We start from the raw sequence: 22,786 nt of genomic DNA, 5'->3' as shown, positions 1-22,786 counted from the left end.
CTTGCGGTCGTTTGTTTTATGTAACCTCAGCCAAGGCTTTGATCGTGTTCATGATGGACGGAGTCAAGGCGGTGCAGTTGTGTTGTGAGAAACCGCCATGGGTGATCCGCTGGAAGACCCTTCCGAACCACATGCCGTCGCCCGGAGAAAGGCGAGAGAAAGATCGGCAAGCGGTCGCAGAGCAATCTCTGCCTCGCGAACGACCTTGATTGAACGGGACTGGAAGGTTTTTGGGGCAGCCGTGCGACTGCCCCGCTGTCGATCAGGCTTGTTGAGCGGGTGAATCGTCATCGATGAGATCGGGCTCATCCGGTACGATGATACGATGTTCGAGATCCTCTTTAGGTGCGAACATCGGGTAGACACAGAGGAATGCGCCGATGATCAGATAGCCGATGGTTATCCCGTCGAACTGAGGCATCTGTAGCGTGTAGGAATGGATGATGCCGATCGAAGACATCAGCCCACCTGCGACGGCAAACGCGCCGGCCATCCGGAAGCGTCCGTCAATCACATCGGCCACGATGGCGCCCCAGACCAGTCCGGTGAGGATCGCCCCCTGACTCAGGGCAAGGTGTCCCTCGTAATGAGCCCCTTCCATGAGAAGGGCCGAGGTCAGATTTGCATCTCCCAAAGACGGCAGTCCTTCGACACCGCTGCTGCGCAGGGCGTTCATCAAAGATCCCCACTTGACCATCAGGAAGGCCGAGATATGGGGCAGGATCGCAAAGGATACCGCAGCCATGTGCATCGGTTTGACAGCCCATGCCGTGTTGGTGATCAGGCTGACTGAGACAAAGACCAGTACTGGTGCAGCTGCGGCGATCGGGATCAGGCCAGCAAGGAATGACAGGAACCCAAGGAAGGCGGCGGCGGCAATTACAACGGCCACACCGACAATATACCCCGCATGCGCATCCAGTCGTTTATAGGCCGGATGGCCGATGTACACGGTTGTCGGGAATGGCGACCCAAACAGAGCACCCAGCATCGTGCCCGCGCCGTCCGTGACCTGGCACAGCCCAACCGGGTAGTGATCCCCCGCGGCCTCGGCCGATTCCACGTTGTTCATGGTTTCGATGAAGTTGTATATCTGCACCGGAATCAGCACCAGAAACAGCTCAGGGTTGGCGAAAAGGTATTGCACGCCGGCAATAAGGTCCCCGATGTAAGGGATTGGCGGGTAGAATCCGATGCCGCTGACATCAATCCTTGACTCACCAAGGATGATGGCAATCACAGTACCAGCGGCAATTGCAACCAGACCGGCCGGTACGTTGCCGGGAAGACGGAAGCGCCCGATCAGACCCCAAAGGATAAACAGCAGCGACGTAAAGCCGATGACGGGGTTCTCGAACACTTCGGCCAGAGGGACGGAGCCGATGAAAACCAGAGCGATCCCGCAAAGCGTTCCCAGCATTCCTGCGCGGGGCGTGATCTTCTTGAGGTATGGCCCCACGATTGCGCCCAACGCCGCAACAATGCCGCCCATGAATCCGGCTCCGATACCGACTTGCCAAGCCAGCATCGGATCGTTGGTTGCCCAATAGATGGGACCGATCACACCGAACAGGTAGACGAACATTACCGGCGTCGAGATGCCGTAGGGCAACGCGGTTACGTCTTTACCTTGAGCATTTGCCGCCCATTTGGCGAGGTATGTGTAGACCGCGACACCGGCCAAAATCGCGATGGCGGCGCCGGGTACGATGCGGCCAAAGACGATTTCCGCTGGCATTTGGAACACGAACTGGCAGACCCCCGACAGGATCAGCAGGTTTACAAGGTTGTCCGTGAACAGCGCCCAGAAAGCGCTGAAGTCGCTGCGGGTAAACAGCTTGTATTCATAGGTCCTCCCGTCCATGACGGTCTCCTCCTCTGATGTGACCGGGTTGGCCCGACGGGTGTCAGGCCGATCTCCCTTTCCGGTCGTGATGGTGGGCCCGCAGGGGCGCCTGGTTTGCCCCGGTCAGGGCGGTCGCGGCAGTTTCAGAGGTCAAATCAGCCATCACTTCGGCCACCACGAAAGCGGCGATGACGCTGGGCCGCTTGTCGCGGCTACCGCTTGCCCCGATGGGGCAATTCAGTTGTTCGACGGATAGTCCGTCACAGTGTTTCTGCGCCCAGTTCCTGAGCTTTACCCGCTTTGTTGCGGAACCGATCATCCCCACATAAGCGGCATCCTTTCGTTCCAGCGCGGCGGTCGTCAGCAGGAAATCCAATCCGTGATCATGGGTCAGAACGATAAAGGCGCTGCCTTCGGGTGCGCGCCAGATTTCGGCTTCGGGGATTGCACTGACCCGGGTTTCGACATTTGCGGTGCAAAGCTCAATCTCTTCGGGCCGGGTGTCGACGAGGATGCAGCACACCGGCAGGTACTGAAGCAGATTGGCCAGAGCCCGACCAACGTGGCCCGCGCCCATGACGTAGACTTTGGGCAAAGCGTCTTCGCGCCGGGCGGCGCGTTCTTTTGCCGCCCATTTGTCTGAGGCCCGCATGCGGGTCAGTTTCAGTTCGACCCTGCCACCGCAGCATTGCCCGATTTCCGGGCCCAGAGGCACATCCATGTCCCGATGCAACGCTCCATCACGCAGCATGTCCCGCGCGGCGTTGATGGCAATAAACTCCAATTGCCCACCGCCAATGGTTCCCCACAACGATCCGGGTGCCACGAACATCTCTGTTCCCTCATTGCGCGGCGAAGACCCGCGTACACGCGTCAACGCAACGCGGATCACGCAAAGCTGCGCGGACAGAAACTCGCTCAGAGAACGCGGGGCAGCCATAGTTCAGGGCCCCGCTTGCAACCGCGCAACGGCCATCAGGACGCGTTCGGGCGTGGCCGGTGCGTCGAGGCGCGGGCATTCCCGGTAATCAGCAACAGAAGCCACGGCCATCGACAACGCCTCGAACACCGAGATGCCGAGCATAAACGGCGGCTCGCCAACGGCCTTGGAGCGTTTGATGGTCAGTTCCCGGTTTTCCGACCAATCGGTGAGGTTCACATTGAAGATGCGCGGGCGGTCTGATGCGAGTGGGATTTTGTATGTTGATGGGGCATGGGTGCGCAGACGACCGGCATCGTCCCACCAAAGCTCTTCGGTGGTCAGCCATCCCATGCCCTGAATAAAGGCACCTTCGACCTGACCTTTGTCCAGCACAGGGTTCAGCGAATGTCCGACGTCGTGCAGTAGATCCGTCCGATCCACGTAGTATTCACCGGTCAGAGTATCAATTGTGACTTCCGAACAGGACGCACCATAGGCGAAGTAATAGAACGGGCGGCCTTGCCCCTTGGCTCGGTCCCAATGGATTTTTGGTGTCTTGTAGAACCCGGCCGCCGACAGTTGTACGCGCGCCAGATAGGCCTGTTTGATGAATGAATCGAAGGCCAGAACGTCTTGGCCGATATGCACCTGATTGGCGTGGAATGCGACTTCCTCAGGAGCGACTTTCCAGTTTTCAGCAGCGAACTTCACCAGACGTTCCTTGATCTGTTCGACCGCGTTCAACGCTGCCATGCCATTCAGGTCGGTCCCGCTGGACGCCGCGGTGGCCGAGGTGTTGGGAACTTTTTCAGTCGTCGTCTTGGTGATCTTGATCCGGTTGAAATCGACCTGGAAGGCCTCGGCGACGACCTGAGCGACTTTGGTGTTCAGGCCCTGGCCCATTTCAGTGCCGCCGTGGTTCAGGTGGATTGATCCGTCATTGTAGACGTGCACCAGCGCGCCGGCCTGATTGTACCAGGTCGCAGTGAAGGAAATGCCGAACTTGACCGGCGTCAGCGCGATGCCTTTTTTCAGAATCGGCGATGTCTTGTTGAACTCGATGATATCCTGACGGCGCTGGCGGTATTCCGATGTTTCTTCCAACTCTCCGACCAGCCGGTCGAGAATGCTGTCTTCGACTTCCTGGTGGTACGGGGTCACGTTGCGGTCCTTGGTGCCGTAGAAATTCGCCTTGCGAACATCCAACGGGTCCTGCCCCGTGGCATAAGCGATCTCTTCGATCATCCGTTCCGCCGCGATCACGCCCTGCGGGCCGCCAAACCCCCGAAACGCGGTATTCGACACGGTGTTGGTTTTCATCGGGTGGCTGTTCAGGCGCACATTCGGATAGAAATAGGCGTTGTCGGCGTGAAATAGCGCCCGGTCGGTGACAGGGCCCGACAGGTCTGCCGAAAAGCCACAGCGCGCAGCAAAACTGCCTTCGACCGCCTGAATGCGGCCCTCGTCGTCAAATGCGACATCATAGTCGATCACGAAGTCGTGGCGTTTGCCGGTTGCGGTCATGTCCTGATCCCGGTCGGGGCGGATTTTGACGGCGCGGTTCCACTTTTTGGCAGCCATGGCCGCCACTGCGCAGAACAGGTTCATCTGGCTTTCCTTGCCGCCAAATCCCCCACCCATGCGACGGACATTGACCACGACGGCATTGGACGGCACCCCAAGGACATGCGCCACCATATGCTGCGCCTCGGACGGGTGCTGGGTCGAGCAATGCACCACCACATCGTCGTCTTCGCCCGGTATCGCAAAGGCGATGTGACCTTCAAGGTACATGTGATCCTGACCGCCAACGCTCATCCGGCCTTTGATCCGGTTGGACGCGGCCGCCTGAGCCGGTGCGACGTCTCCGCGCTCCAGCTTGAGGGGCGCTGTGACATGCGGATATCCTGCTTTCTTTGCGGCAATCGGATCCAGCGCATGGGGCAGGGTTTCGAAGTCGACCTTTGCCCGTTCCGCAGCGCGGCGCGCTATGTCGCGGGATTCGGCAACCACCGCAAACAACGGCTGGCCGTGGAATTGAATGGCGTCGGTCGGGAAAACAGGTTCGTCGTTCAGATGTGTCGGGCTGATATCATTGGCCCCCGGCACATCATCAGCGGTCAGCACACCGATCACGCCGGGTGTGGCGAGAACATCGGTGAAATCGATGTTCACGATCTTGGCGTGTGCGACGTCTGACACGCCGAGATACGCGTGCAGCGCGCCTTCTGGAAGCGCAATGTCGTCTGTGTAATCCGCCTGCCCGGTGACGTGCTTGATCGCGCTGTCGTGGTTTACGTTGGTATGGGCCGATCCAATGATGGAAACGTTGTCTTTCATGTTTTCGTCTCCTGATCAGGCACAAGCCAGTTGAACGGGGGTGTCGGTTTGGCTGTCGTTCTCAAGGAAGAACCGACGCAGCAGGTTCTGGGCAGCGAGCATTCGGTAGTCAGATGATGCGCGCCAATCGGTGAGAGGCGAGAAATCCTCGGCCAGTGCTTCAGCGGCAGCTTCAAAGCCTTCGCGTGCCCATGGCTGACCGTTCAGCGCCGCCTCGGCTTTCGATGCGCGCTTTGGCGTGGCAGCCATGCCGCCGAACGCGATACGGACATTGTTGATGATGCCGTCCCTGACGGTCATGTGGATGCCAGCGGCCACGGAAGAGATATCCTCGTCACGGCGCTTGGAAATCTTGTAAGCCGCGTTCAGATCATTGGGCCCGGGCAGGGGCACGCGGATGCTTTCTACAAACTCGTCGGAACGGCTGTCCTGCTTGCCGTAATCGATGAAGAAGTCCTCAAGCGGCAGCGTCCGGCTTTCGGTGTCACGGCGCAGCGAGATTTCGGCGCCAAGCGCGATAAGAACCGGTGGCGTGTCCCCGATGGGAGAGCCATTGGCGATGTTCCCGCCAACGGTTCCCATATTCCGCACCTGCCACCCTGCGATGCGATCCCAGTAGGAGGACAGGTGTGGCAGGTGTTCAGACAGGAGGTCCTGGCAATCGGTGTAGCTGGCGCCGGCACCGATCAGGAGGAGGGACCCCTGTCTTTCAACTGTTCTCAGGTCTTCGAGATGACCGGTGAAGATGGCGGGGCCAATGTCGCGCAGGAACTTGGTCACCCAAAGGCCCACATCGGTGGCTCCGGCCACGATCGTGGCGTTTGGATAAGCTTGCAGACATGCGGCAAGATCATCAACGCTGGACGGGAGAATGCTCAGGTTGTCTTCAGGACCGGACACCACGCGCCGCCCGTCTTTCAGGGCCGCCAGGCGCGCCGTCATGGTTTCGCGTTCGGTGTTCAGATGGTCAGAAGCCGGGGTGCCGTAGCGGCTGACGGCAATGGCCGCTCGGATGATAGGCTCATACCCTGTGCAACGGCACAGATTACCCTGCAATGCAGTTTGAACCTGCACTTCGGTTGGTTCCGGAGTTTGCATCCAAAGCGCATAGAGGGCCATGACGAAGCCTGGCGTGCAGAACCCGCACTGGCTGCCATGATGATCGACCATGGCTTGTTGAACCGGGTGCAGTCGGCCTTCAGGTCCGGTCAGGTGTTCAACCGTCACGACATGACAGCCGTCGACAGAGGCAAGAAACCGGATACAGGCATTGACCGGAGCATAGTGCAGGCCCGTGCGCCCAAGCCGTCCGACAAGCACGGTGCACGCGCCACAGTCGCCTTCGGCGCAGCCTTCTTTCGTTCCTGTCAGTCGACGTTCCAGGCGCAGGAAATCGAGAAGTGTCTGGTCTGCTGAGACGTTTGGGACGGAGACATCCTTGCCGTTCAGGACAAATCGGATGTGGGTGCGATGCGTCATGGAATTCTCCCTCTGCCCTGCCTTCCGGAGGGCGGTCACTGGAACCATAGGTGCAAAGATTGAGTCGGAAAATCGCCGCAAACGGCAAATACTTTCAACATATCGTTGAAAAAGATAGGGCCATGACGCATTCTTTCGCTGCTGGGAGGTTCCAATGTCTTACATCGAAAGTCTGCGTGTTTTTGTCCGAGTGATGGAACTGGGCAGCATCACGTCTGGCGGGCGTGATCTTCGGTTGACCCCAGCGGTGGCCAGCAAACGGTTGAAAGAGCTTGAAAACCATCTGGGTGTACGGCTGTTCAACAGAACGACCCGGTCGATGACACCAACCGAAGTGGGGACGGTTTTCTACGATGAAGCCAAGGCGGTCCTGCTGGCGCTTGATCACGCTGAAGCGCGTGTCGCCAGCTTTTCCGACGCGCCTCGGGGGGCCATCCGCATCACCGCGCCTTTGGGTGTCGGACGCAGAATCGTTGCGCCACTTGTCCCGGAATTCTCTGATCGCTACCCGGAAACAGAGATTCGCATGCGTTTGTCCGACCGTAAGGTGGACATTCTGGCCGACGGTCTGGACATAGCCTTTTTCATTGGTGAGCCCGGTGATTCAACCATGAAACTGCGGAAGTTCGCGGATTGTGATCGTGTTCTGTGCGCTTCGCCCGATTACTTGTCGCAGTTTGGCACGCCCAAAACACCAGACGATTTGTTGCACATGCCCCATAACTGCCTGTTGCTGCGTTATCCAAGGTCTCCGGAATACTACTGGACGCTCCGCACTGATATGGGTCCGCGAAAACTTGAAGTTCGCGGTAAATACGACGCGGATGATGGTGATGTACTGACAGACTGGGCCTTGGCGGGCAGGGGGATCGTCAACAAGCCGCGCTTTGACGTACGGGAGTTTCTAAAGGATGGGCGACTGGTCGAAGTCCTGCCCGAGACGCCCCCATTGCCAACGATTTTCGGATGTCTTTATCCGCACAAAAAGCTGCAAGACCCCAAGGTGCGTCTGTTTGTCGAACACATCGCGCAGCACAGCAAACGCTTTTTCGCATAAAGAAAAAAAACCGGGCTTACGACCCGGTTAACAATCTTCGTTTTGCGCGCAGGCGTCTATTGGTCTCTGACCTCACGCACCCATGCGATGATGGTTTGGCGTGCCTCTTCATCCATTTGCACTGCAGATGGTGGTGGCATTGCATGGCTGATGCCGGCTTGCAGATAGATTTGGTCGGCGTTGCGGGCGACATCGCCGGGTGTCTCAAGATAGACCTTCTTCGGGGCCCATTTCATGGTGTCGTACACCGGCTCGCGGGCGTGGCACATCGAGCAATTACCCAAGACCGTGTCATAGGCGTCTTCGAAGCCCGCGGCTGACGCAAATTTCTGTTCGTATGGCGTCAGGTCACGCGCTTCGGCGTCCTCCCATGTCTCAGTGTTTCTCACCGAAGACAGCCAGGCGATCACGACCATTAGCAGAACCGTCACCCCCCAAGTCCAGTGCGGGCCTTTCCCGGTTGCATGCATCGTGTTGAAGTAGTGACGGATGGTGACGCCCGTCAGAAAGATCAGGCTGGCGATGATCCAGGAATACTCGGTGCCGAAAGCAAGCGGATAGTGGTTCGACAGCATCAGGAAAACGACCGGCAAAGTCAGGTAGTTGTTATGCGTGGATCGTACCTTGGCGATCTTGCCGTATTTGGCATCAGGCGTCCGACCGGCCTTGAGGTCTTCGACCACGATCCGTTGGTTCGGCATGATCTGAAAGAACACGTTGGCCGTCATGATTGTCGCAGTGAAGGCTCCAAGATGCAAAAGCGCGGCGCGACCGGTGAAGATCTGGTTGTAACCCCACGACATGATCACCAGGATCACGAACAACAGCAGCATCAGAACGGTCGGGTGATCACTCAGCTTCGATTTGCACATCTGGTCGTAGACCAGCCAGCCAATGGTCAGCGATCCGCCAGAAATCAGGATCCCCTGCCACAGCGCCAGGTCCACTTTGGTCGGATCAAGCAGGAACAACTCGCCCCCGACCCAATATATGATCATGAGCAACGCCGCGCCCGACAGCCAGGTCGTGTAACTCTGCCATTTGTGCCAGGTCAGGTGCTCGGGCATGCGCGAGGGCGCAACCAGATACTTGACGGTGTGGTAGAAACCGCCGCCATGTACTTCCCATTCTTCGCCGTAGGCCCCGTCCGGCAAGGCAGGGTTTGGCTTCAACATGAGGTCCAGCGCGATAAAGTAGAATGACGCACCAATCCACGCCATCGCGGTGATCACATGCAGCCAACGGACGGAAAAGGCGATCCACTCCCACATTACGGCCAAGTCATACATGGCTTTGCTCCTAAGATTCTATAGTTCCGGTTACTCTATGCGAGTGTGTTTTGTTCTGGTATTGCTGGCAAAGACCAAGCAGTATCAAAAAATGCAAAAAAATGTCCTACCTTGATAACATCAGAACCTTTGTCCGGGTCTACGAACTGGGCAGCATGTCTGCCGCGGGCCGTGATTTGAGGGTTTCGCCAGCTGTTACGTCGGCGCGTATATCGCAATTGGAAGAGCATCTTGGCGTGCGTTTGTTCCAACGCACGACACGCAGCCTGACGCCCACCGAGCAGGGAAAATCTTTCTATCGTGGCGCAGCAGAGATCCTAGAAGCAGTCGAAAGTGCCGAAGCCCAGATCGTCAATCTTACCGAGAACCTGAAAGGGTCACTCTATGTCGCCGCGCCCTTGGGGGTTGGGCGTCGGTTGATAGCACCGCAGGTCCCAAAGTTTCTTGCCGAGTACCCCGAGGTGAACGTCAGGCTGAGGCTGACGGACCGAAAGGTTGATCTGACAACCGAGGGTCTGGACCTGGCTTTTTTCCTGGGTCAGCCAGAAGACAGCAACTTGCGTATTCGCAAGATCGCCGATGTCGAAAGGGTGCTTTGTGCATCTCCGAAATACATCAAAAAACGTGGGATGCCCGAAAGCGGTGACGCGTTAATCGCTGATGAGCACGAGTGTCTCAATTTGCGGTTCCCCGGCGCGACCGAGTTTCAATGGCTCTTGAGGACCGATGCGGGGCCAAAACGGTTCCGGGTTTCCGGACGTTTCGAGTCAGACGACGGCGACGTGCTGACAGACTGGGCGCTTGGCGGGCATGGCATCGCGTTGAAGCCGAAATTTGAGATTGCGCAGCATCTCAAGGCGGGAAATCTGGTTCCGGTGGCAGAGAAGACGCCGCCGGAACCAATTCAGATGGCATGTCTGTTTACGCACCGCCGTATGCAGGACCCCAAAACGCGGCTTTTCATGGAATTCATAATAGAACGCATCGGGTCGTCGATTGCGGCAGCAAATACGTCCCGGTAGGACGCTCAGCTGCCGCGATAGGTCGCGTATCCGAAGGGTGAAAGCAGCAGAGGCACGTGGTAATGCGAGTGTTCGGACATTCCAAAGCGGATCGGGATGACGTTCAGAAAGCGTGGGTTTTCAGGTGGTGTGCCAGAGGCATCAAGGTAATCTCCGGCATGGAAGACAAGTTCGTATTCACCTGTTGAAAACTCTGCCTCGGGCAGAATTTGTTTGTCGGTCCTGCCGTCGTCATTGGTGACCAGAGTTTTCAGCAACTCGCGGTTTGCACCTTCAATGCGGAACAGTTCGATCTTCAATCCTTCGGCGGGACACCCTCGCGCCGTATCCAGAACATGTGTTGTAAGGTAACCGGTCATTTGCGCTACTCCTCAAGTTATACAGTTACTAGTCTGTTTTCGCCCCAAGGGGCAAAGGCAGTCTGTGGGAAGCTGCTTTCAGTATTTTTTGAAAAACATATTTGATTATCTGGGGTATTGATCAATTCATGAAGAAGGAAACCGATGTGAAGCCTTATCCACGAGACATGACCGGTTACGGTGGGCAAGTTCCCAAAGCAAACTGGCCGGCCAATGCCAAAATCGCAATTCAGATCGTGCTGAACTACGAAGAGGGCGGTGAAAACAACGTTCTGCACGGCGATGCCGCATCCGAAGCGTTTCTGTCCGAGATCACCGGAGCCGCCCCTTGGCCTGGGCAACGGCATTGGAACATGGAATCGATCTACGAATACGGCAGCCGCGCGGGGTTCTGGCGCGTGCATCACCTTCTGCAGGATCTGCCTGTTACAGTCTATGGCGTTGCAACCGCCTTGGCCCGTGCTCCTGCCCAGGTTGCGGCGATGAAGCACGCAGGATGGGAGATAGCCAGCCACGGTTTGAAGTGGATTGAACACAAGGACATGGACGCCGAAGAAGAGCGCGCCCAAATCCGCGAAGCAATCCGGCTGCACACAGAGGTTACGGGTCAGCCGCCCCGTGGTTGGTATACGGGCCGCTGTTCGATGAAAACGGTCGAACTGGCCGCCGAGGAAGGCGACTTTGCCTATATCGCCGACAGCTACGCCGACGATCTGCCATACTGGACCAAGGCAGGGGGCAAGGATCAACTGATCATGCCCTATACACTGGACTGCAACGATATGCGCTTTGCAATCCAGGCTGGATTCACCAATGGGGAACAGTTCGAAAGCTATCTGAAAGACAGCTTTGACATGCTCTATGCCGAAGGTGAGGCGGGCGCGCCCAAGATGCTTTCGATCGGGTTGCACTGCCGTCTGATTGGTCGCCCAGGTCGTGCCATGGCGCTGAAACGCGCACTTGACTACTTCAGGAAACACGACGGTGTCTGGTTCGCAACGCGCGAGCAGATTGCCGATCATTGGGCCAAGGAACACCCACCTGTGCAAGGTTTGACCCCGTCCGAAATGGATCGACCAACCTTTGTGTCAGAATTCGGTGGCGTGTTCGAGCACAGCCCGTGGATTGCCGAAGGTGCGTATAAACTGGAATTGGGCCCGACGCATGACAATGCTGCTGGTGTCCACAACGCGCTGGCGCGTATATTCCGTTCTGCCTCGTCCGAGCAGCGCCTTGGCGTTCTGACAGCCCACCCGGACCTGGCGGGCAAGCTGGCCGCCGCCGGCCGCCTGACCAAGGAAAGTACTGCGGAACAGGCCGGTGCGGGCCTGGACATGCTGACCGATGAAGAGCGCGCGACGTTCACGGCGTTGAACGAAGCCTACACAACCAAGTTTGGCTTTCCCTTCATCATCGCGGTCAAGGACAACACGAAAGCCAGCATTCTGGAAGCCTTTCGCCGTCGTGTCGACAATGACCGTGACAGGGAATTTGCCGAAGCCTGCCGTCAGGTTGAGCGCATTGCCGAATTGCGCCTGATTGAGAAGTTCGCGGAATGACGGCTGTCTTGAAGCTCCGACCTTTGACGTCAGAGGCATTTGCACCTTTCGGCGATGTCATCGAGGCGGCTGGCCAGGTGGACAAACTCATTAATCAGGGTAAATGCGCGCGCTATCACGACCGGGCCGCGTTGGATTTCCATGATGGGCACGCGGGTATCAGCGTGTTTCAGTCCGAAGTCTTCTGCTTGCCGATCAAATTGGAAATGGTGGAACGCCATCCTGATGGCAGCCAGGCTTTTTTGCCTTTGTCGGATAAACCTTTTGTCGTGGTTGTGGCCCCGGATGAAGACGGCACGCCGGGACAGCCAATCGCCTTCAAAACAGCGCCCGGACAGGGTGTGAATTATCATCGCAACACTTGGCATGGCGTTCTGATCCCGCTTCATGCGCCCGGACTTTTTGCGGTGGTCGACCGAATTGGATCCGGGACCAACCTCGAAGAGCATTGGTTCGGGGAGGCTTTTGAAATCACAGAATGAGGTGCGTTGCAGGGTGAGGAGCCGGCTGCGAACTTCAAGGGAGGAAAGACCAAATGTCAGATGCATCCATCGGAACGCCGGAACAACTCCGCGATCCGAATTATACTCCGCCGCTGCTAAAGGCAGTGCCACTGGGAATTCAGCATGTACTGGCGATGTTCGTGTCAAACGTCACGCCAGCCATTATCGTTTGTGGTGCGGCTGGTTTCGGTTTTGGCTCGAACAGCCCCGATTTCCCGCAGATGATCTATATGATCCAGATGTCGATGTTCTTTGCGGGTGTCGCCACGTTGTTTCAATCTGTTGGCATGGGCCCGGTCGGTGCCCGGCTGCCTATCGTGCAGGGAACATCGTTTGCCTTTATCCCGATCATGATTCCACTGGTGGTGGGGAAGGGCGTTGACGCCATTGCCGTCCTGATGGGCGGGGTTGTTGTCGGTGGTTTGTTTCACGCCTTCCTTGGGCTGTTCATTGGACGCATTCGCTTTGCTCTTCCGCCACTGGTTACGGGCCTTGTGGTGACCATGATTGGCTTGGCACTTGTGAAGGTCGGCATTCAGTATGCCGCGGGGGGTGTTCCTGCGATTGGGACCGAGGAATACGGCTCGGGTCTGAACTGGTTCATGGCCGGAACTGTAATCGTGGTCACGCTTGGCCTGAAATTCTTTACACGGGGCATGCTGTCCGTGTCGGCTGTTCTGATCGGTCTGCTGGTCGGATACGCCGTGGCGTTCCTACTTGGCCAGGTCCACCTGGGCAACGTCGGGAACGCGGCATCCTTTGCGCTGCCGAACCCGTTGCATTTCGGTATTGAATTCTCGGTCGCGGCCATCATCGGTTTCTGTGCAATGTCCTTTGTTTCCGCGGTTGAAACCGTTGGGGACGTATCCGGTATCACCAAAGGGGGGGCTGGGCGAGAAGCAACCGACAGGGAAATTCAGGGCGCGACCTATGCCGATGGTCTTGGCACTGCGATCTCTGGCCTGTTTGGAGCGCTGCCAAACACGTCGTTCAGTCAGAATGTCGGATTGATTGCGATGACCGGCGTCATGAGCCGAATGGTCGTGACCATCGGTGCGGTTTTCCTGATCGTATGCGGGCTTATTCCCAAAATCGGGGCGATAATCTCGTCCATTCCGATTGAGGTTCTCGGTGGGGGCGTGATCGTGATGTTCGGCATGGTTGTGGCGGCAGGTGTCTCGATGCTGTCGGACGTGAACTGGAACCGGCGCAACATGGTGATTTTTGCAATCGCCCTGAGTCTTGGGCTGGGTTTGCAGCTGGAACCCAACGCGTTGCAATACTTGCCCGGCACATTGAAGGTTCTGGCGACATCAGGAATCCTGCCCGCCGCCGTCATCGCCATTGTATTGAATCTTGTTCTTCCCGAAGAACTTTCCGACGAAGCGACGGAAGAGGTCTCGGGCGGCATGGCCGGTCATGGTCTTGGGTCCATCGAGCAAGACGACCACGTCTGATGCGTTCGACCTGATACACTGATCGTCCTGGTAAAAACATGAAGCGGCGCGCCTTGGCGCGCCGCGTTTCATTGTTTTGTCACCATTTAATGGAGATCTGCTGTCAAAAGCTCTTCGCCCAAAAGGACCGCCGAGACAATGCCCAAGGAGGTGTTGCCGTCTGGCTTCAGAAATCGACCTCGATCGCGATCCCTTTCCGAACGGCGAGGTCAACCACGGACGCGGCGACCGCAAGATCTTGAAGGCCCACACCCGTGCCATCGAACAGCGTGATCTGATTGTCCGATATCCGGCCCGGATTGGTGCCGTTGATGACCGCGCCAAGCTGCGCCACATCGCTTTCTTGGATCAGGCCTTCGGCCACGGCGTGCTGCGCTTCGCCGATGCTGACGGATTGCGCGACTTCGTCCGTGAACACGCTCGCCTTGGCCAGAAGGGCGGTTTCAACTTCCTGTTTTCCTTTTGTGTCCGTGCCCATGCAGGCGATATGAGTTCCGGGGCTGACATGGTTCGCCATCAGTGAGGGTGCAAAGGCCGAAGTGATCGAAATAATCACATCCGCCTCAGTCATGTCGTCAAGCTTGACCGCCTGGAACGGAACACCTGCTTCATTGGCGACCTTTTCGATATTCGGCAGCATTTCGGGGTGGTAGTTCCAACCAATGACCTTGTCAAAATCGCGCTGCTCCAATGCCGCGCGAAGCTGAAAGGCTGCCTGGTGGCCAGCGCCAATCATGCCTATGACCCTGGCGTCCGTACGTGCGAGATGCTTGATCGATACCGAAGATGCTGCCGCCGTTCGAAGGGCCGTCAGAAGGTTGCCGCCGACCATCGCAGATGGCTTGCCAGTGTCGGGGTCGAAAAGAAAAACCGTGGACTGGTGGTTGATCAGCCCGCGTTTTTCCAGATTGTTTGGCCAATAGCCGCCCGCCTTCAGTCCAAGCGTCAGGCCAGCGCGGTCAAATCCACCCTTGAAGCCGTATAGTGCATCTTCGTGCCCGATGGCTTCACGCACGACAGGGAAGTTGTAGGCGTCGCCGGACGCCATTGCAGCAAAGACCTGTTCGACCGCGTCAAAAGCCGCTTGTCGGGTCATAAGGTCAGCGATTTCACGCTCGGGTACGATCAGCATTTCTTTCTCCAATCAAACATTCGTGCGCCCGCGTGCCCCTGCCGGAAGGAGAGCATACACGCGGGCGGCTGTCTGGCTGCTTCCGAGCCAGCCCTCCCAAACAGAGCAAGTTCAGATCAATAAGCGCGTCCGCGGGCGGACACGGGCCAGACGGTCTCGACCTTGCCGTTGCGAACACCGACATACCAATCGTGTACATTTGCGGTTGGGTCGCAGTGTCCCGGAACCAGCTTGAGCTTGTCGTTGACCTTCAGCGCACCGTTCGGATCCATGACGATGCCGTGTTCGTCCGAACATTTGATGTATTCGACATCGTCGCGGCCAAAGACAACCGGCAGGCCGCTGTCCACCGATTGAGCCTTGAGGCCTGCATCTACGATCGCCTTATCCGCCTTGGTGTGGCTCATGACGCTGGTCAGAATGAAGAAGGCGTTTTCCCACTCGCCCTGATCGATCCGGTTTCCATCCTTGTCCAGGATGCGGCCGTAGTCGGCATCCATGAACGCGTAGGACCCGCATTGCAGTTCGTTGTACACGCCCGAGTTGGACTCGAAGTAGTATGAACCGGTGCCACCGCCCGAGACCAATTCGCACTCGATGCCTTCAGCTTTGAGGCCCTCGACGGCGTCCTTCACCATGGCGATGGCGGTGTCGAGCTTTTCCTTGCGCGCTTCATAGCTGTCAAGGTGCTGCATGGCCCCCTGGTAGGCCTGGATCCCGGTGAACTTCAGGTTGTCAGCAGCTTCTACTGCTTTGGCAATCTCGATCACTTCCGGGGTCGTTGTCACGCCGCAACGCCCGGCACCGCAGTCGATCTCGATGAAGATTTCCAGCTGTGTTCCATGATCCACCGCCGCGCCGGAAAGGTCTGCAACGTTGTCCAGATCGTCGACGCAAACGATGATGCGGCTGCCCAGCTTTGGCAGGCTGGCAAGACGGTCGATCTTGGCGGGGTCACGCACCTGGTTCGACACCAGAACGTCCTTGATGCCACCGCGCACGAACACTTCGGCCTCTGAAACTTTCTGGCAGCAAACGCCAACAGCGCCTCCGATCTTCTCCTGCAACTTGGCCACGTCTACCGATTTGTGCATTTTTCCATGCACGCGGTGGCGCATGCCATGCGCCCTGGCATAGTCGCCCATCTTCTTGATGTTGCGTTCTAGCGCGTCGAGATCCAGAATCAGGCTGGGAGTCTGGATATCTGCTTCATCCATTCCGGGCTTGGCCGGAATGTCAAAGCCTACTTCGAAATTGTCGAGATTGGTCATATCTTTCATTTCCGTATTCCTATGTCGGGATTGATGTTACGCGTTCAGCCAGGGCAGCTTGTCCAGATCGACATTGCCCCCGGTTATGATCAGGCCGACCCGCTTGCCTTTGAAAGCGTCCGGGTTTTTCAGGATCGTAGCCAGCGGAACGGCCGAAGATGGCTCCATCACGATCCGTAGGTGTTTCCACGTTAGTTTCATCGCGTCGATGATCTCTTGCTCGGAAGCCGTGTAGATTTCGGAGACGTGGTTCGACACGAAATGCCAGGTGAGGTCCTTAAGCGGAACCAGCAGCCCGTCGGCAATCGTCTTGGGTGCGTCATCCGCTATGATGTGGCCGGCCTTGAAGCTGCGATAGGCATCGTCGGCCTGTTCAGGTTCTGCGGCGATGATCGCGGTTTCAGGGGCCAGAGTAGACAATGTCAGGCAAGTGCCTGATACCATGCCGCCACCACCGATGGGGGCGACTACCGCGTCCAGACCATCGGTCTGTTCGATGAACTCGCGCGAGCAGGTGCCTTGCCCGGCTATCACGCGCGGATCATTGTAGGGGTGGACAAAATCCCCGCCCGTGGCGGCCTGAACCTCGGCAAACGTGGCCTCGCGCGACGAGGTTGAGGGCTCACATTCCGTGATCTTCCCGCCATAGCGCCGCACCGTGTCTTTCTTGGCCTGCGGCGCTGTGCGTGGCATGACGACGTTGCACGGTATGCCCCGCTTCATCGCCGCATAGGACAGGCACGAGGCGTGGTTGCCCGAGGAATGGGTTGCAACGCCTTTCCTGGCTTGTTCGTCGTCAAGGCCAAACACGGCATTTGCTGCCCCACGCACCTTGAAGGCACCCGGTTCCTGAAAGTTCTCACATTTGAAGAACAGCTGCGCCCCGGCCAATTCATTCAGGTAGTCCGAGGTTCGGACCGGGGTACGGCGGATAAAGGGCTCGATCCGATTGTGGGCTTCGAGCGTGTCCTCGTAGGTTGGGATGTACATGTTGCAATCCTTCATCACGCAGCATCCTTCTGAACTGCACCGGGATGACCGCGATAATATTCCTGCGCAGCCGCCACGCCGGAGCCCAGCTGGATGTTCAGGCCCAGGTCGACCATGCACATTTCAGCGGTGGCAATCCCGGACAGAGCCATGACATCCGTCAGGCTGCCCAGATGTCCGATACGGAATACTTTGCCTGCGACTTCACCAAGGCCGACACCGAAGGCAACGCCGTATTTTTCAGCGGCATGGGTGACTATACCCGTCGCATTGAAGCCGTTTGGCGTTCGGATCGCGCTGACGGTGTCAGAGTATACCGACGGGTTCGCCGCACAAAGGTCCAGCCCCCACGCACCCACGGCGGCACGTACTCCTTCGGCAATACGGTGATGCCGGGCAAAGACGTTTTCCAAACCTTCACTCAGCAACATATCGCAGGCCTGGTTGAGGCCATTCATCAAACCAACGGCAGGCGTATAGGGATAGGCGTTGTTGGCGTACCCCTGGGCCATGTCATGAACATCAAAGAAGGTGCGGGGCAGGGTGTCCGTCTTGGTCGCGTCCATCGCTCTCTGGCTAAACCCGACGATGGCAAGACCCGCAGGCAGCATGAACCCTTTCTGCGAACCCGTGACGGCCACGTCGACGCCCCATTCGTCAAAACGGAAATCCATGGACCCGATCGATGAAACACCATCGACGAACAGCATGGCAGGGTGACGGGCGGCATTCAGCGCCTTGCGTACAGCCGCAATATCCGATTTCACACCGGTTGCCGTTTCGTTGTGCGTGGCAAGAACAGCCTTGATTTCGTGGCTTGTGTCGGCGGTCAAAATCTCTTCGTAACGATCAGCTGGCAGCCCGTCGCCCCAAGGGGTTTCGACGATCTCGACATTCAGACCGTGACGCTGGCACATATCGATCCAGCGATGGCTGAACATGCCGTTGCGCGCTGCCAGAACCTTGTCACCGGCCGACAGGGTATTGGTCAGTGCGGTCTCCCAGCCTCCGGTTCCGGTCGACGGGAAGATGAAGATTTGGGCGCTGTTGCTCTTCAGGACTTTCTGAACGCCAGCACGCGCGGGGTGCAGGATTTGCCCGAACAGCGGTGAGCGATGGTCGATCGTGGGCATATCACAGGCCTTGCGCAGGCTTTCCGGGATGTTGGTCGGACCCGGGATGAAAACGGGATTTTGAAAGCTCATGGATGGTCTCCTTCCGTCGTTGACCACACGATAAACACCCGTCACTCAGCTTGATATATTTTTGAAAAAGACTTTCAAAATGCTACGCTTCAAATTTAATTTATAATTGTCAGTGCCTTATATTTTTCATATGATGAATTAGTCTTTCACGAATGATCAAAGGGTTTTTATGGATTCTCAAGACAATACTCGCGAAGTCCGCAGAAAAGCCCGTGGAAGACCAAGGGGATGGGACGACAAGACAACGCAAAACACGATCAAGTCTCTCGACCGTGCGATGGAAGTTTTTGAGTATTTGAGTGAAGCGCAGGGCAAGGCGTTAACCGCGCTATCCGACGAAATGGGCCAGTCGCCCGCCACAGTTTACCGAATACTCGTTACACTTGAGGGCAGGGGTCTTGTCGAGTTCGATCACGACGAGCAGGTCTGGCACATCGGTCCTCGTGCGTTCGTAATCGGCTCGCGCTTCCTGCGTCGCACCAGCCTTGTGGACCGGGCCCGACCCGTGATGAGAAAGCTGATGGAGGCCACCGGCGAGACCGCAAACCTGGGGGTCGAGAAAGAAGGAATGGTATTATTCCTGAGCCAGGTGGAAACCCATGCCAGTATTCGTGCGTTTTTCCCTCCGGGCACGCTTTCTCCGATGCACGCGTCGGGCATCGGGAAAGCTTTGTTGGCGTATATGGATGAAGATCGGTTGGACCGGCTGTTGGCCAAGACAGAACTAAAGGCCTTCACGGACAGGTCGATTACCAGCCCGACCGCGCTGAAAGAAGATCTTGCCATGGTTCGGGCACAAGGCTTCTCGATAGACAACGAAGAAAAGAACGCGGGAATGCGGTGCATTGCTGCGCCGGTCTTCGATACCAACCGAGAGGCGGTTGCCGGGATTTCAGTGTCCGGACCGACAAGTCGCGTCAGCGAAGTCGAGATTCAGCGACTAAGCCGCCCCGTCATCGAGGCGGCGCATCAGTTAACTCTGGCCATCGGCGGGACTATTACTCCGCCGCTGTCCTGAGACGCCGGTGCTGCGGGTAAGCGGCTGGACCTGGCCGCAGTGCCATATGGCGGTTCACGTCTTTGTACAGCAAGTAACGGAACTTACCCGGGCCACCTGCATAACAGGCCTGTGGGCAGAACGCGCGCAACCACATGTAATCGCCGGCCTCGACCTCTACCCAGTCATTGTTCAGCCTGTAAACGGCCTTTCCCTCAAGAACATACAGACCATGTTCCATCACATGTGTTTCAAGGAAAGGAATGACGGCGCCGGGCTCGAAAGTCACCACGGTCACGTGCATATCGTGCCGCAAGTCACTTGGGTCGACAAAGCGAGTCGTGGCCCATTTGCCGTCCGTTCCGGGCATCGGCGTCGGCGTGAGCTCGTTTTCGTTGAGAACCAGAACGTCTGGGCGGTCAAGCCCTTCTACCGCTTCATAAGCCTTTCGAATCCAATGGAACCGCAGGATTTCGCCGCCTCGGTTTCGCAAGGTCCAATTGTATTCAGCGGGCAGGTAGGCATAGCCGCCGGGCGTCAGCTCATAGGTTGTGCCGTCGGCAGTCAAGGTCGCTGTGCCTTCGACCACGAACAAAACGCCTTCGGCTTCGGGATCGGTCTCGGGCCGGTCAGAGCCACCGCCGGGCTGAACTTCCATGATGTATTGCGAAAAGGTTTCTGCAAAGCCGCTTAGCGGGCGTGATATCACCCACAAGCGGGTGTCTTCCCAAAACGGCAGAAAACTGGTCACGATATCCCGCATCGTTCCCTTTGGGATCACTGCATAAGCGTCAGTAAATACGGCGCGGTCAGTCAGCAATTGCTCCTGACCAGGATGCCCACCGTGTGGCGAAAAATACTTGGCGGTCATGCATGCTCCTGAAAAATGTCCTATGTCTGAAATATGCGCTGAGAGATCGGTGCGGACCACCCGCAAAAAGGTGACAGCTCTATTCGCGAAGTTTTGAAAAATCGAAATTTGGCCGCCAGTAAACGGACGCAGCGCTGACATCGCGCACGCGCTGCACGACCGGTCGGATCAACGATGATTTGGGCCGGTTGACGCCGATCTTGTTATCAACCCGTCTCACGTCAGTTTGGTCCAGTCGGAAATCGGCTGAATGTTGCGCGGGCAGGACGTTCGGTTCATCCGTTTCATTCTTGGAACATGCGGTTTAGTTGGCTCCGGAAGTGATCAGGGTTGCACAGGTCTGGCCCGGGACAAATCCGGGGAAATCAGTATCATCTGCGAAAGCGCTGGCTTTAGTCCTGTACTCTTGCCGGAAATCATCGCTAACGGAACGCTTGTTGCTGCTGCGAGTGCTTCTTGAAACGGGATCTCCGCTTGGTCCGTCAGAACCTGTACCGCTGTTGTCAGGCACAAATCGGCCCCGGCCAGAGTGCCATCCTCTAACGTCAGCCTGCCGTTTTCCCGCCGGATGGGGCGTCCTTCCAACTGAAACTCCGCCAGTGACGTGCCAGCGACCGCCATCGCATCGCTGACAAGAAAAATCCGCCCAGGTCCGCGCTTGGCGGCCCAGGCAATCCGCATTGTGTCGGGATGAACGTGGATACCATCCGCGATCAAGCCCGCCGATAGCGATCCGCAGGATAACGCCGCGCCAACCAGTCCGGGTTCTCGGCTGCCAAGCTGGCTCATCGCATTGAACAGATGCGTTGCGCACTGCGCCCCGGCCCTTGAGAACGCCAGGCAGGTCTCAAAAGGCGCGTCCGTGTGGCCCAAAGAGACGATCACCCCCGCACGCTTCAATGCTTCAACTTGCTGCAGTGTTGTACTTTCGGGCGCCAGCGTCACCATCAACGCAGGCAGGTGTTTTGCAGCATCGATCAAAGTTTCCAGGTCGGTTTGCCGCATCGGGCGGATCATCGCTGCATCATGTGCGCCCTTGCGCCGCTCAGACAGGTGAGGACCTTCCAGATGCAGGCCCGCAATACCGGAAACACCCGTCTGAACGGCCTTGATGGCGGAATCAATAGCGGCTCGGGTTTTCTCGGCCGTGTCAGTGATCAGGGTGGGCAGGATGCTCATCGCACCCAGCGCGCGATGAGCACGGGCGATTTGGGTCAGTGACTGAACCGATGGATCGTCGTTGAACATCACGCCACCACCGCCGTTCACCTGCAGATCAGCATAGCCAGGGCTGAGGATGTCGCCATGCAGATCCTCGATCTGGTCGTCATGCGCTATCTGATCCAAGGGGACCAACGCATCCAACAGCCCGTTTCTGAACCGTGCGGCGTATCCTTCACGCAATTCAGTGCCATCGAAGATCGGGCCGCCCGCAAAGATGATGGTAGAACTGGTCATACCGTTTCCGTTACTTTTTTCAGATGGCGTGGTGTGTCCGGGTCAATCCCTCGTTGTGTGGCAACCTTCTCCACCATTCCATAAAACGACGCAATTGTTGGTATGGGGTCCGTCATCCAATGGGACGTTCGGACATGCGGCAGTTCTGTTGCGTGTTTCACGCGGCCGGTTGTGGCGAAAACCACAGCGCCTTTGGACGCCAGTGCGTCTGCAACTTCAGCCAGATTGTCCTCTGCTGCATCCCCGGACGACAAGGCAAGCACAGGAAAGCCCTGATCCACGATGGAAACAGGGCCGTGCAGAACCTCGGCTGCCGAATAGCTTTCCGCGTGAATCTGGCAGGTTTCTTTGAATTTCAACGCGGCTTCGTTGGAAATTGCCAAAGACATGCCGCGCCCCAGTGTAAACAAAGAGCGACCATCCACCGCGTCCGCCACGGCGCTCCAGTCGCAGGCAATTGCAGTCGACAAACTGTCCGGCAGCCCATGGATGGCGCGTAACAAATGATCATCGCGCTTCACCTGCGCAATCAACCACAACCCGGCGACCAGAGACGTCACGAATGTCTTCGTCGCCGCCACGCTCAGTTCGGGGCCCGCGTGAATTGGCAGCGTTGCCGTGGCTGCGTCGGCCAGTGCAGAGGCAGTGTTGTTCGTGATCGCGACCGAGTAAGCTCCGCCGGATGTGAGCGACTGCGTGAGTTGCACGATATCCGGGCTCTGGCCGGATTGTGAAACAGAGATGCAGATCGCATCCTCGCAGTGCATGTCGACACCGTAGATAGACTTGACCGACGGTCCGACCGAAGCCATCGGCAAGCCAAGTAGCAGTTCCGAGGCGTATTTCAGAAAGCTGCAGGCATGATCCGAGGATCCGCGCGCCACCGAGATCAGAAACCGCGGGTTGCGGGTCTGGATCTCGTTGGCGGTTTGCGCGATCAAATCTGCGCCCTCGGTCAGAAGGCGGTCTACGGCGTCGGGAATCTCATTGATCTCCTGCCGCATTTGAGTGGTTGTGTCAGACATTTTC

General features: G+C 57.5%; 19 protein-coding genes. 6 read left to right on the top strand and 13 right to left on the bottom strand.

The window, feature by feature from the left end:
- Positions 1 to 262: 262 nt before the first annotated feature.
- From D1823_RS21250 to xdhA, 4 genes are read right to left on the bottom strand one after another with little or no spacing between them, the layout of a single operon-like run.
- Positions 263 to 1,864: a xanthine/uracil/vitamin C permease gene (locus D1823_RS21250; RefSeq protein WP_117873821.1), complete on the bottom strand. Its 1,602-nt coding sequence runs from the start codon at positions 1,862 to 1,864 to the stop codon at positions 263 to 265.
- A gap of 43 nt (positions 1,865 to 1,907) precedes the next feature.
- Positions 1,908 to 2,786: a xanthine dehydrogenase accessory protein XdhC gene (xdhC, locus tag D1823_RS21245; protein WP_117873819.1), complete on the bottom strand. Its 879-nt coding sequence runs from the start codon at positions 2,784 to 2,786 to the stop codon at positions 1,908 to 1,910.
- Positions 2,787 to 2,789: 3 nt separating this feature from the next.
- Positions 2,790 to 5,108 (bottom strand): xanthine dehydrogenase molybdopterin binding subunit, encoded by a 2,319-nt coding sequence (xdhB, locus tag D1823_RS21240; RefSeq protein ID WP_117873817.1) that lies wholly within the window; start codon positions 5,106 to 5,108, stop codon positions 2,790 to 2,792.
- Between the two features lie 15 nt (positions 5,109 to 5,123).
- Positions 5,124 to 6,587: a xanthine dehydrogenase small subunit gene (gene xdhA, locus D1823_RS21235; RefSeq protein WP_117873815.1), complete on the bottom strand. Its 1,464-nt coding sequence runs from the start codon at positions 6,585 to 6,587 to the stop codon at positions 5,124 to 5,126.
- Positions 6,588 to 6,741: 154 nt separating this feature from the next.
- Between xdhA and D1823_RS21230 the strand changes: the two genes are divergently transcribed.
- On the top strand, positions 6,742 to 7,644 hold the full coding sequence (locus tag D1823_RS21230; protein ID WP_117873814.1) for a LysR family transcriptional regulator: 903 nt from the start codon (positions 6,742 to 6,744) through the stop codon (positions 7,642 to 7,644).
- Positions 7,645 to 7,700: 56 nt separating this feature from the next.
- Here D1823_RS21230 and D1823_RS21225 read toward each other — a convergent pair whose 3' ends face one another.
- A complete protein-coding gene (locus tag D1823_RS21225) occupies positions 7,701 to 8,933 on the bottom strand; it encodes a urate hydroxylase PuuD (RefSeq protein ID WP_117873812.1) in 1,233 nt (410 codons plus the stop codon).
- Positions 8,934 to 9,034: 101 nt separating this feature from the next.
- Between D1823_RS21225 and D1823_RS21220 the strand changes: the two genes are divergently transcribed.
- On the top strand, positions 9,035 to 9,955 hold the full coding sequence (locus tag D1823_RS21220) for a LysR family transcriptional regulator (RefSeq protein WP_117873810.1): 921 nt from the start codon (positions 9,035 to 9,037) through the stop codon (positions 9,953 to 9,955).
- Between the two features lie 5 nt (positions 9,956 to 9,960).
- On the opposite strand, the gene uraH is transcribed toward D1823_RS21220, so the two are convergent.
- Positions 9,961 to 10,314 (bottom strand): hydroxyisourate hydrolase, encoded by a 354-nt coding sequence (gene uraH / locus D1823_RS21215; RefSeq protein WP_117873808.1) that lies wholly within the window; start codon positions 10,312 to 10,314, stop codon positions 9,961 to 9,963.
- 128 nt (positions 10,315 to 10,442) lie between these two features.
- On the opposite strand from uraH, the gene puuE reads away from it, so the two are divergent.
- Genes puuE through D1823_RS21200 form a run of 3 tightly spaced genes read left to right on the top strand, consistent with a single transcriptional unit; the run spans position 10,443 to position 13,833 of the window.
- Positions 10,443 to 11,873, top strand: a complete 1,431-nt coding sequence (gene puuE, locus D1823_RS21210; protein WP_254683860.1) for an allantoinase PuuE — start codon at positions 10,443 to 10,445, stop codon at positions 11,871 to 11,873.
- A complete protein-coding gene (locus D1823_RS21205) occupies positions 11,870 to 12,355 on the top strand; it encodes an ureidoglycolate lyase (RefSeq protein WP_117873806.1) in 486 nt (161 codons plus the stop codon). Before puuE ends, D1823_RS21205 begins: the two co-directional genes overlap by 4 nt.
- Positions 12,356 to 12,408: 53 nt before the next feature.
- Entirely contained in the window at positions 12,409 to 13,833 is a 1,425-nt protein-coding gene (locus D1823_RS21200; protein WP_117873804.1) for a uracil-xanthine permease family protein, read from the top strand.
- Positions 13,834 to 13,999: 166 nt separating this feature from the next.
- Here D1823_RS21200 and bhcD read toward each other — a convergent pair whose 3' ends face one another.
- The 4 genes from bhcD to bhcA all read right to left on the bottom strand — a co-directional run bounded on the left by bhcD (position 14,000) and on the right by bhcA (position 18,431).
- Positions 14,000 to 14,965 (bottom strand): iminosuccinate reductase BhcD, encoded by a 966-nt coding sequence (bhcD, locus tag D1823_RS21195; RefSeq protein ID WP_117873802.1) that lies wholly within the window; start codon positions 14,963 to 14,965, stop codon positions 14,000 to 14,002.
- Positions 14,966 to 15,081: 116 nt separating this feature from the next.
- Positions 15,082 to 16,245, bottom strand: coding sequence for a 3-hydroxy-D-aspartate aldolase BhcC (bhcC, locus tag D1823_RS21190; RefSeq protein WP_117873800.1), 1,164 nt, complete (start codon positions 16,243 to 16,245; stop codon positions 15,082 to 15,084).
- Positions 16,246 to 16,272: 27 nt separating this feature from the next.
- Positions 16,273 to 17,241, bottom strand: a complete 969-nt coding sequence (gene bhcB, locus D1823_RS21185; protein ID WP_117873798.1) for a beta-hydroxyaspartate dehydratase BhcB — start codon at positions 17,239 to 17,241, stop codon at positions 16,273 to 16,275.
- Positions 17,241 to 18,431, bottom strand: a complete 1,191-nt coding sequence (bhcA, locus tag D1823_RS21180; protein WP_117873796.1) for an L-aspartate--glyoxylate aminotransferase BhcA — start codon at positions 18,429 to 18,431, stop codon at positions 17,241 to 17,243. Before bhcA ends, bhcB begins: the two co-directional genes overlap by 1 nt.
- A gap of 169 nt (positions 18,432 to 18,600) precedes the next feature.
- Between bhcA and bhcR the strand changes: the two genes are divergently transcribed.
- Positions 18,601 to 19,449 (top strand): HTH-type transcriptional regulator BhcR, encoded by an 849-nt coding sequence (bhcR, locus tag D1823_RS21175; RefSeq protein ID WP_117873794.1) that lies wholly within the window; start codon positions 18,601 to 18,603, stop codon positions 19,447 to 19,449.
- On the opposite strand, the gene D1823_RS21170 is transcribed toward bhcR, so the two are convergent.
- The 3 genes from D1823_RS21170 to D1823_RS21160 all read right to left on the bottom strand — a co-directional run bounded on the left by D1823_RS21170 (position 19,430) and on the right by D1823_RS21160 (position 22,782).
- Positions 19,430 to 20,299, bottom strand: coding sequence for a bifunctional allantoicase/(S)-ureidoglycine aminohydrolase (locus D1823_RS21170; RefSeq protein ID WP_117873792.1), 870 nt, complete (start codon positions 20,297 to 20,299; stop codon positions 19,430 to 19,432). The genes bhcR and D1823_RS21170 overlap by 20 nt on opposite strands.
- Positions 20,300 to 20,623: 324 nt before the next feature.
- On the bottom strand, positions 20,624 to 21,757 hold the full coding sequence (nagA, locus tag D1823_RS21165) for an N-acetylglucosamine-6-phosphate deacetylase (RefSeq protein WP_117873790.1): 1,134 nt from the start codon (positions 21,755 to 21,757) through the stop codon (positions 20,624 to 20,626).
- Positions 21,754 to 22,782: an SIS domain-containing protein gene (locus D1823_RS21160; protein WP_117873788.1), complete on the bottom strand. Its 1,029-nt coding sequence runs from the start codon at positions 22,780 to 22,782 to the stop codon at positions 21,754 to 21,756. Before D1823_RS21160 ends, nagA begins: the two co-directional genes overlap by 4 nt.
- Between the last annotated feature and the right edge of the window lie 4 nt (positions 22,783 to 22,786).

Source organism: Ruegeria sp. AD91A (assembly GCF_003443535.1).
Classification (GTDB): Bacteria; Pseudomonadota; Alphaproteobacteria; order Rhodobacterales; family Rhodobacteraceae; genus Ruegeria.
The sequence above is the reverse complement of the archived record's forward strand: the minus strand, read 5'-3'. Positions and strand labels throughout refer to the sequence as shown.

Bases quoted from the DNA above. Each gene is read 5' to 3' on its own strand.
- D1823_RS21250 (WP_117873821.1), bottom strand. From the start codon at position 1,864: ATGGACGGGAGGACCTATGAATACAAGCTGTTTACCCGCAGCGACTTC.
- xdhC (WP_117873819.1), bottom strand. From the start codon at position 2,786: ATGGCTGCCCCGCGTTCTCTGAGCGAGTTTCTGTCCGCGCAGCTTTGC.
- xdhB (WP_117873817.1), bottom strand. From the start codon at position 5,108: ATGAAAGACAACGTTTCCATCATTGGATCGGCCCATACCAACGTAAAC.
- xdhA (WP_117873815.1), bottom strand. From the start codon at position 6,587: ATGACGCATCGCACCCACATCCGATTTGTCCTGAACGGCAAGGATGTC.
- D1823_RS21230 (WP_117873814.1), top strand. From the start codon at position 6,742: ATGTCTTACATCGAAAGTCTGCGTGTTTTTGTCCGAGTGATGGAACTG.
- D1823_RS21225 (WP_117873812.1), bottom strand. From the start codon at position 8,933: ATGTATGACTTGGCCGTAATGTGGGAGTGGATCGCCTTTTCCGTCCGT.
- D1823_RS21220 (WP_117873810.1), top strand. From the start codon at position 9,035: ATGTCCTACCTTGATAACATCAGAACCTTTGTCCGGGTCTACGAACTG.
- uraH (WP_117873808.1), bottom strand. From the start codon at position 10,314: ATGACCGGTTACCTTACAACACATGTTCTGGATACGGCGCGAGGGTGT.
- puuE (WP_254683860.1), top strand. From the start codon at position 10,443: ATGAAGAAGGAAACCGATGTGAAGCCTTATCCACGAGACATGACCGGT.
- D1823_RS21205 (WP_117873806.1), top strand. From the start codon at position 11,870: ATGACGGCTGTCTTGAAGCTCCGACCTTTGACGTCAGAGGCATTTGCA.
- D1823_RS21200 (WP_117873804.1), top strand. From the start codon at position 12,409: ATGTCAGATGCATCCATCGGAACGCCGGAACAACTCCGCGATCCGAAT.
- bhcD (WP_117873802.1), bottom strand. From the start codon at position 14,965: ATGCTGATCGTACCCGAGCGTGAAATCGCTGACCTTATGACCCGACAA.
- bhcC (WP_117873800.1), bottom strand. From the start codon at position 16,245: ATGAAAGATATGACCAATCTCGACAATTTCGAAGTAGGCTTTGACATT.
- bhcB (WP_117873798.1), bottom strand. From the start codon at position 17,241: ATGAAGGATTGCAACATGTACATCCCAACCTACGAGGACACGCTCGAA.
- bhcA (WP_117873796.1), bottom strand. From the start codon at position 18,431: ATGAGCTTTCAAAATCCCGTTTTCATCCCGGGTCCGACCAACATCCCG.
- bhcR (WP_117873794.1), top strand. From the start codon at position 18,601: ATGGATTCTCAAGACAATACTCGCGAAGTCCGCAGAAAAGCCCGTGGA.
- D1823_RS21170 (WP_117873792.1), bottom strand. From the start codon at position 20,299: ATGACCGCCAAGTATTTTTCGCCACACGGTGGGCATCCTGGTCAGGAG.
- nagA (WP_117873790.1), bottom strand. From the start codon at position 21,757: ATGACCAGTTCTACCATCATCTTTGCGGGCGGCCCGATCTTCGATGGC.
- D1823_RS21160 (WP_117873788.1), bottom strand. From the start codon at position 22,782: ATGTCTGACACAACCACTCAAATGCGGCAGGAGATCAATGAGATTCCC.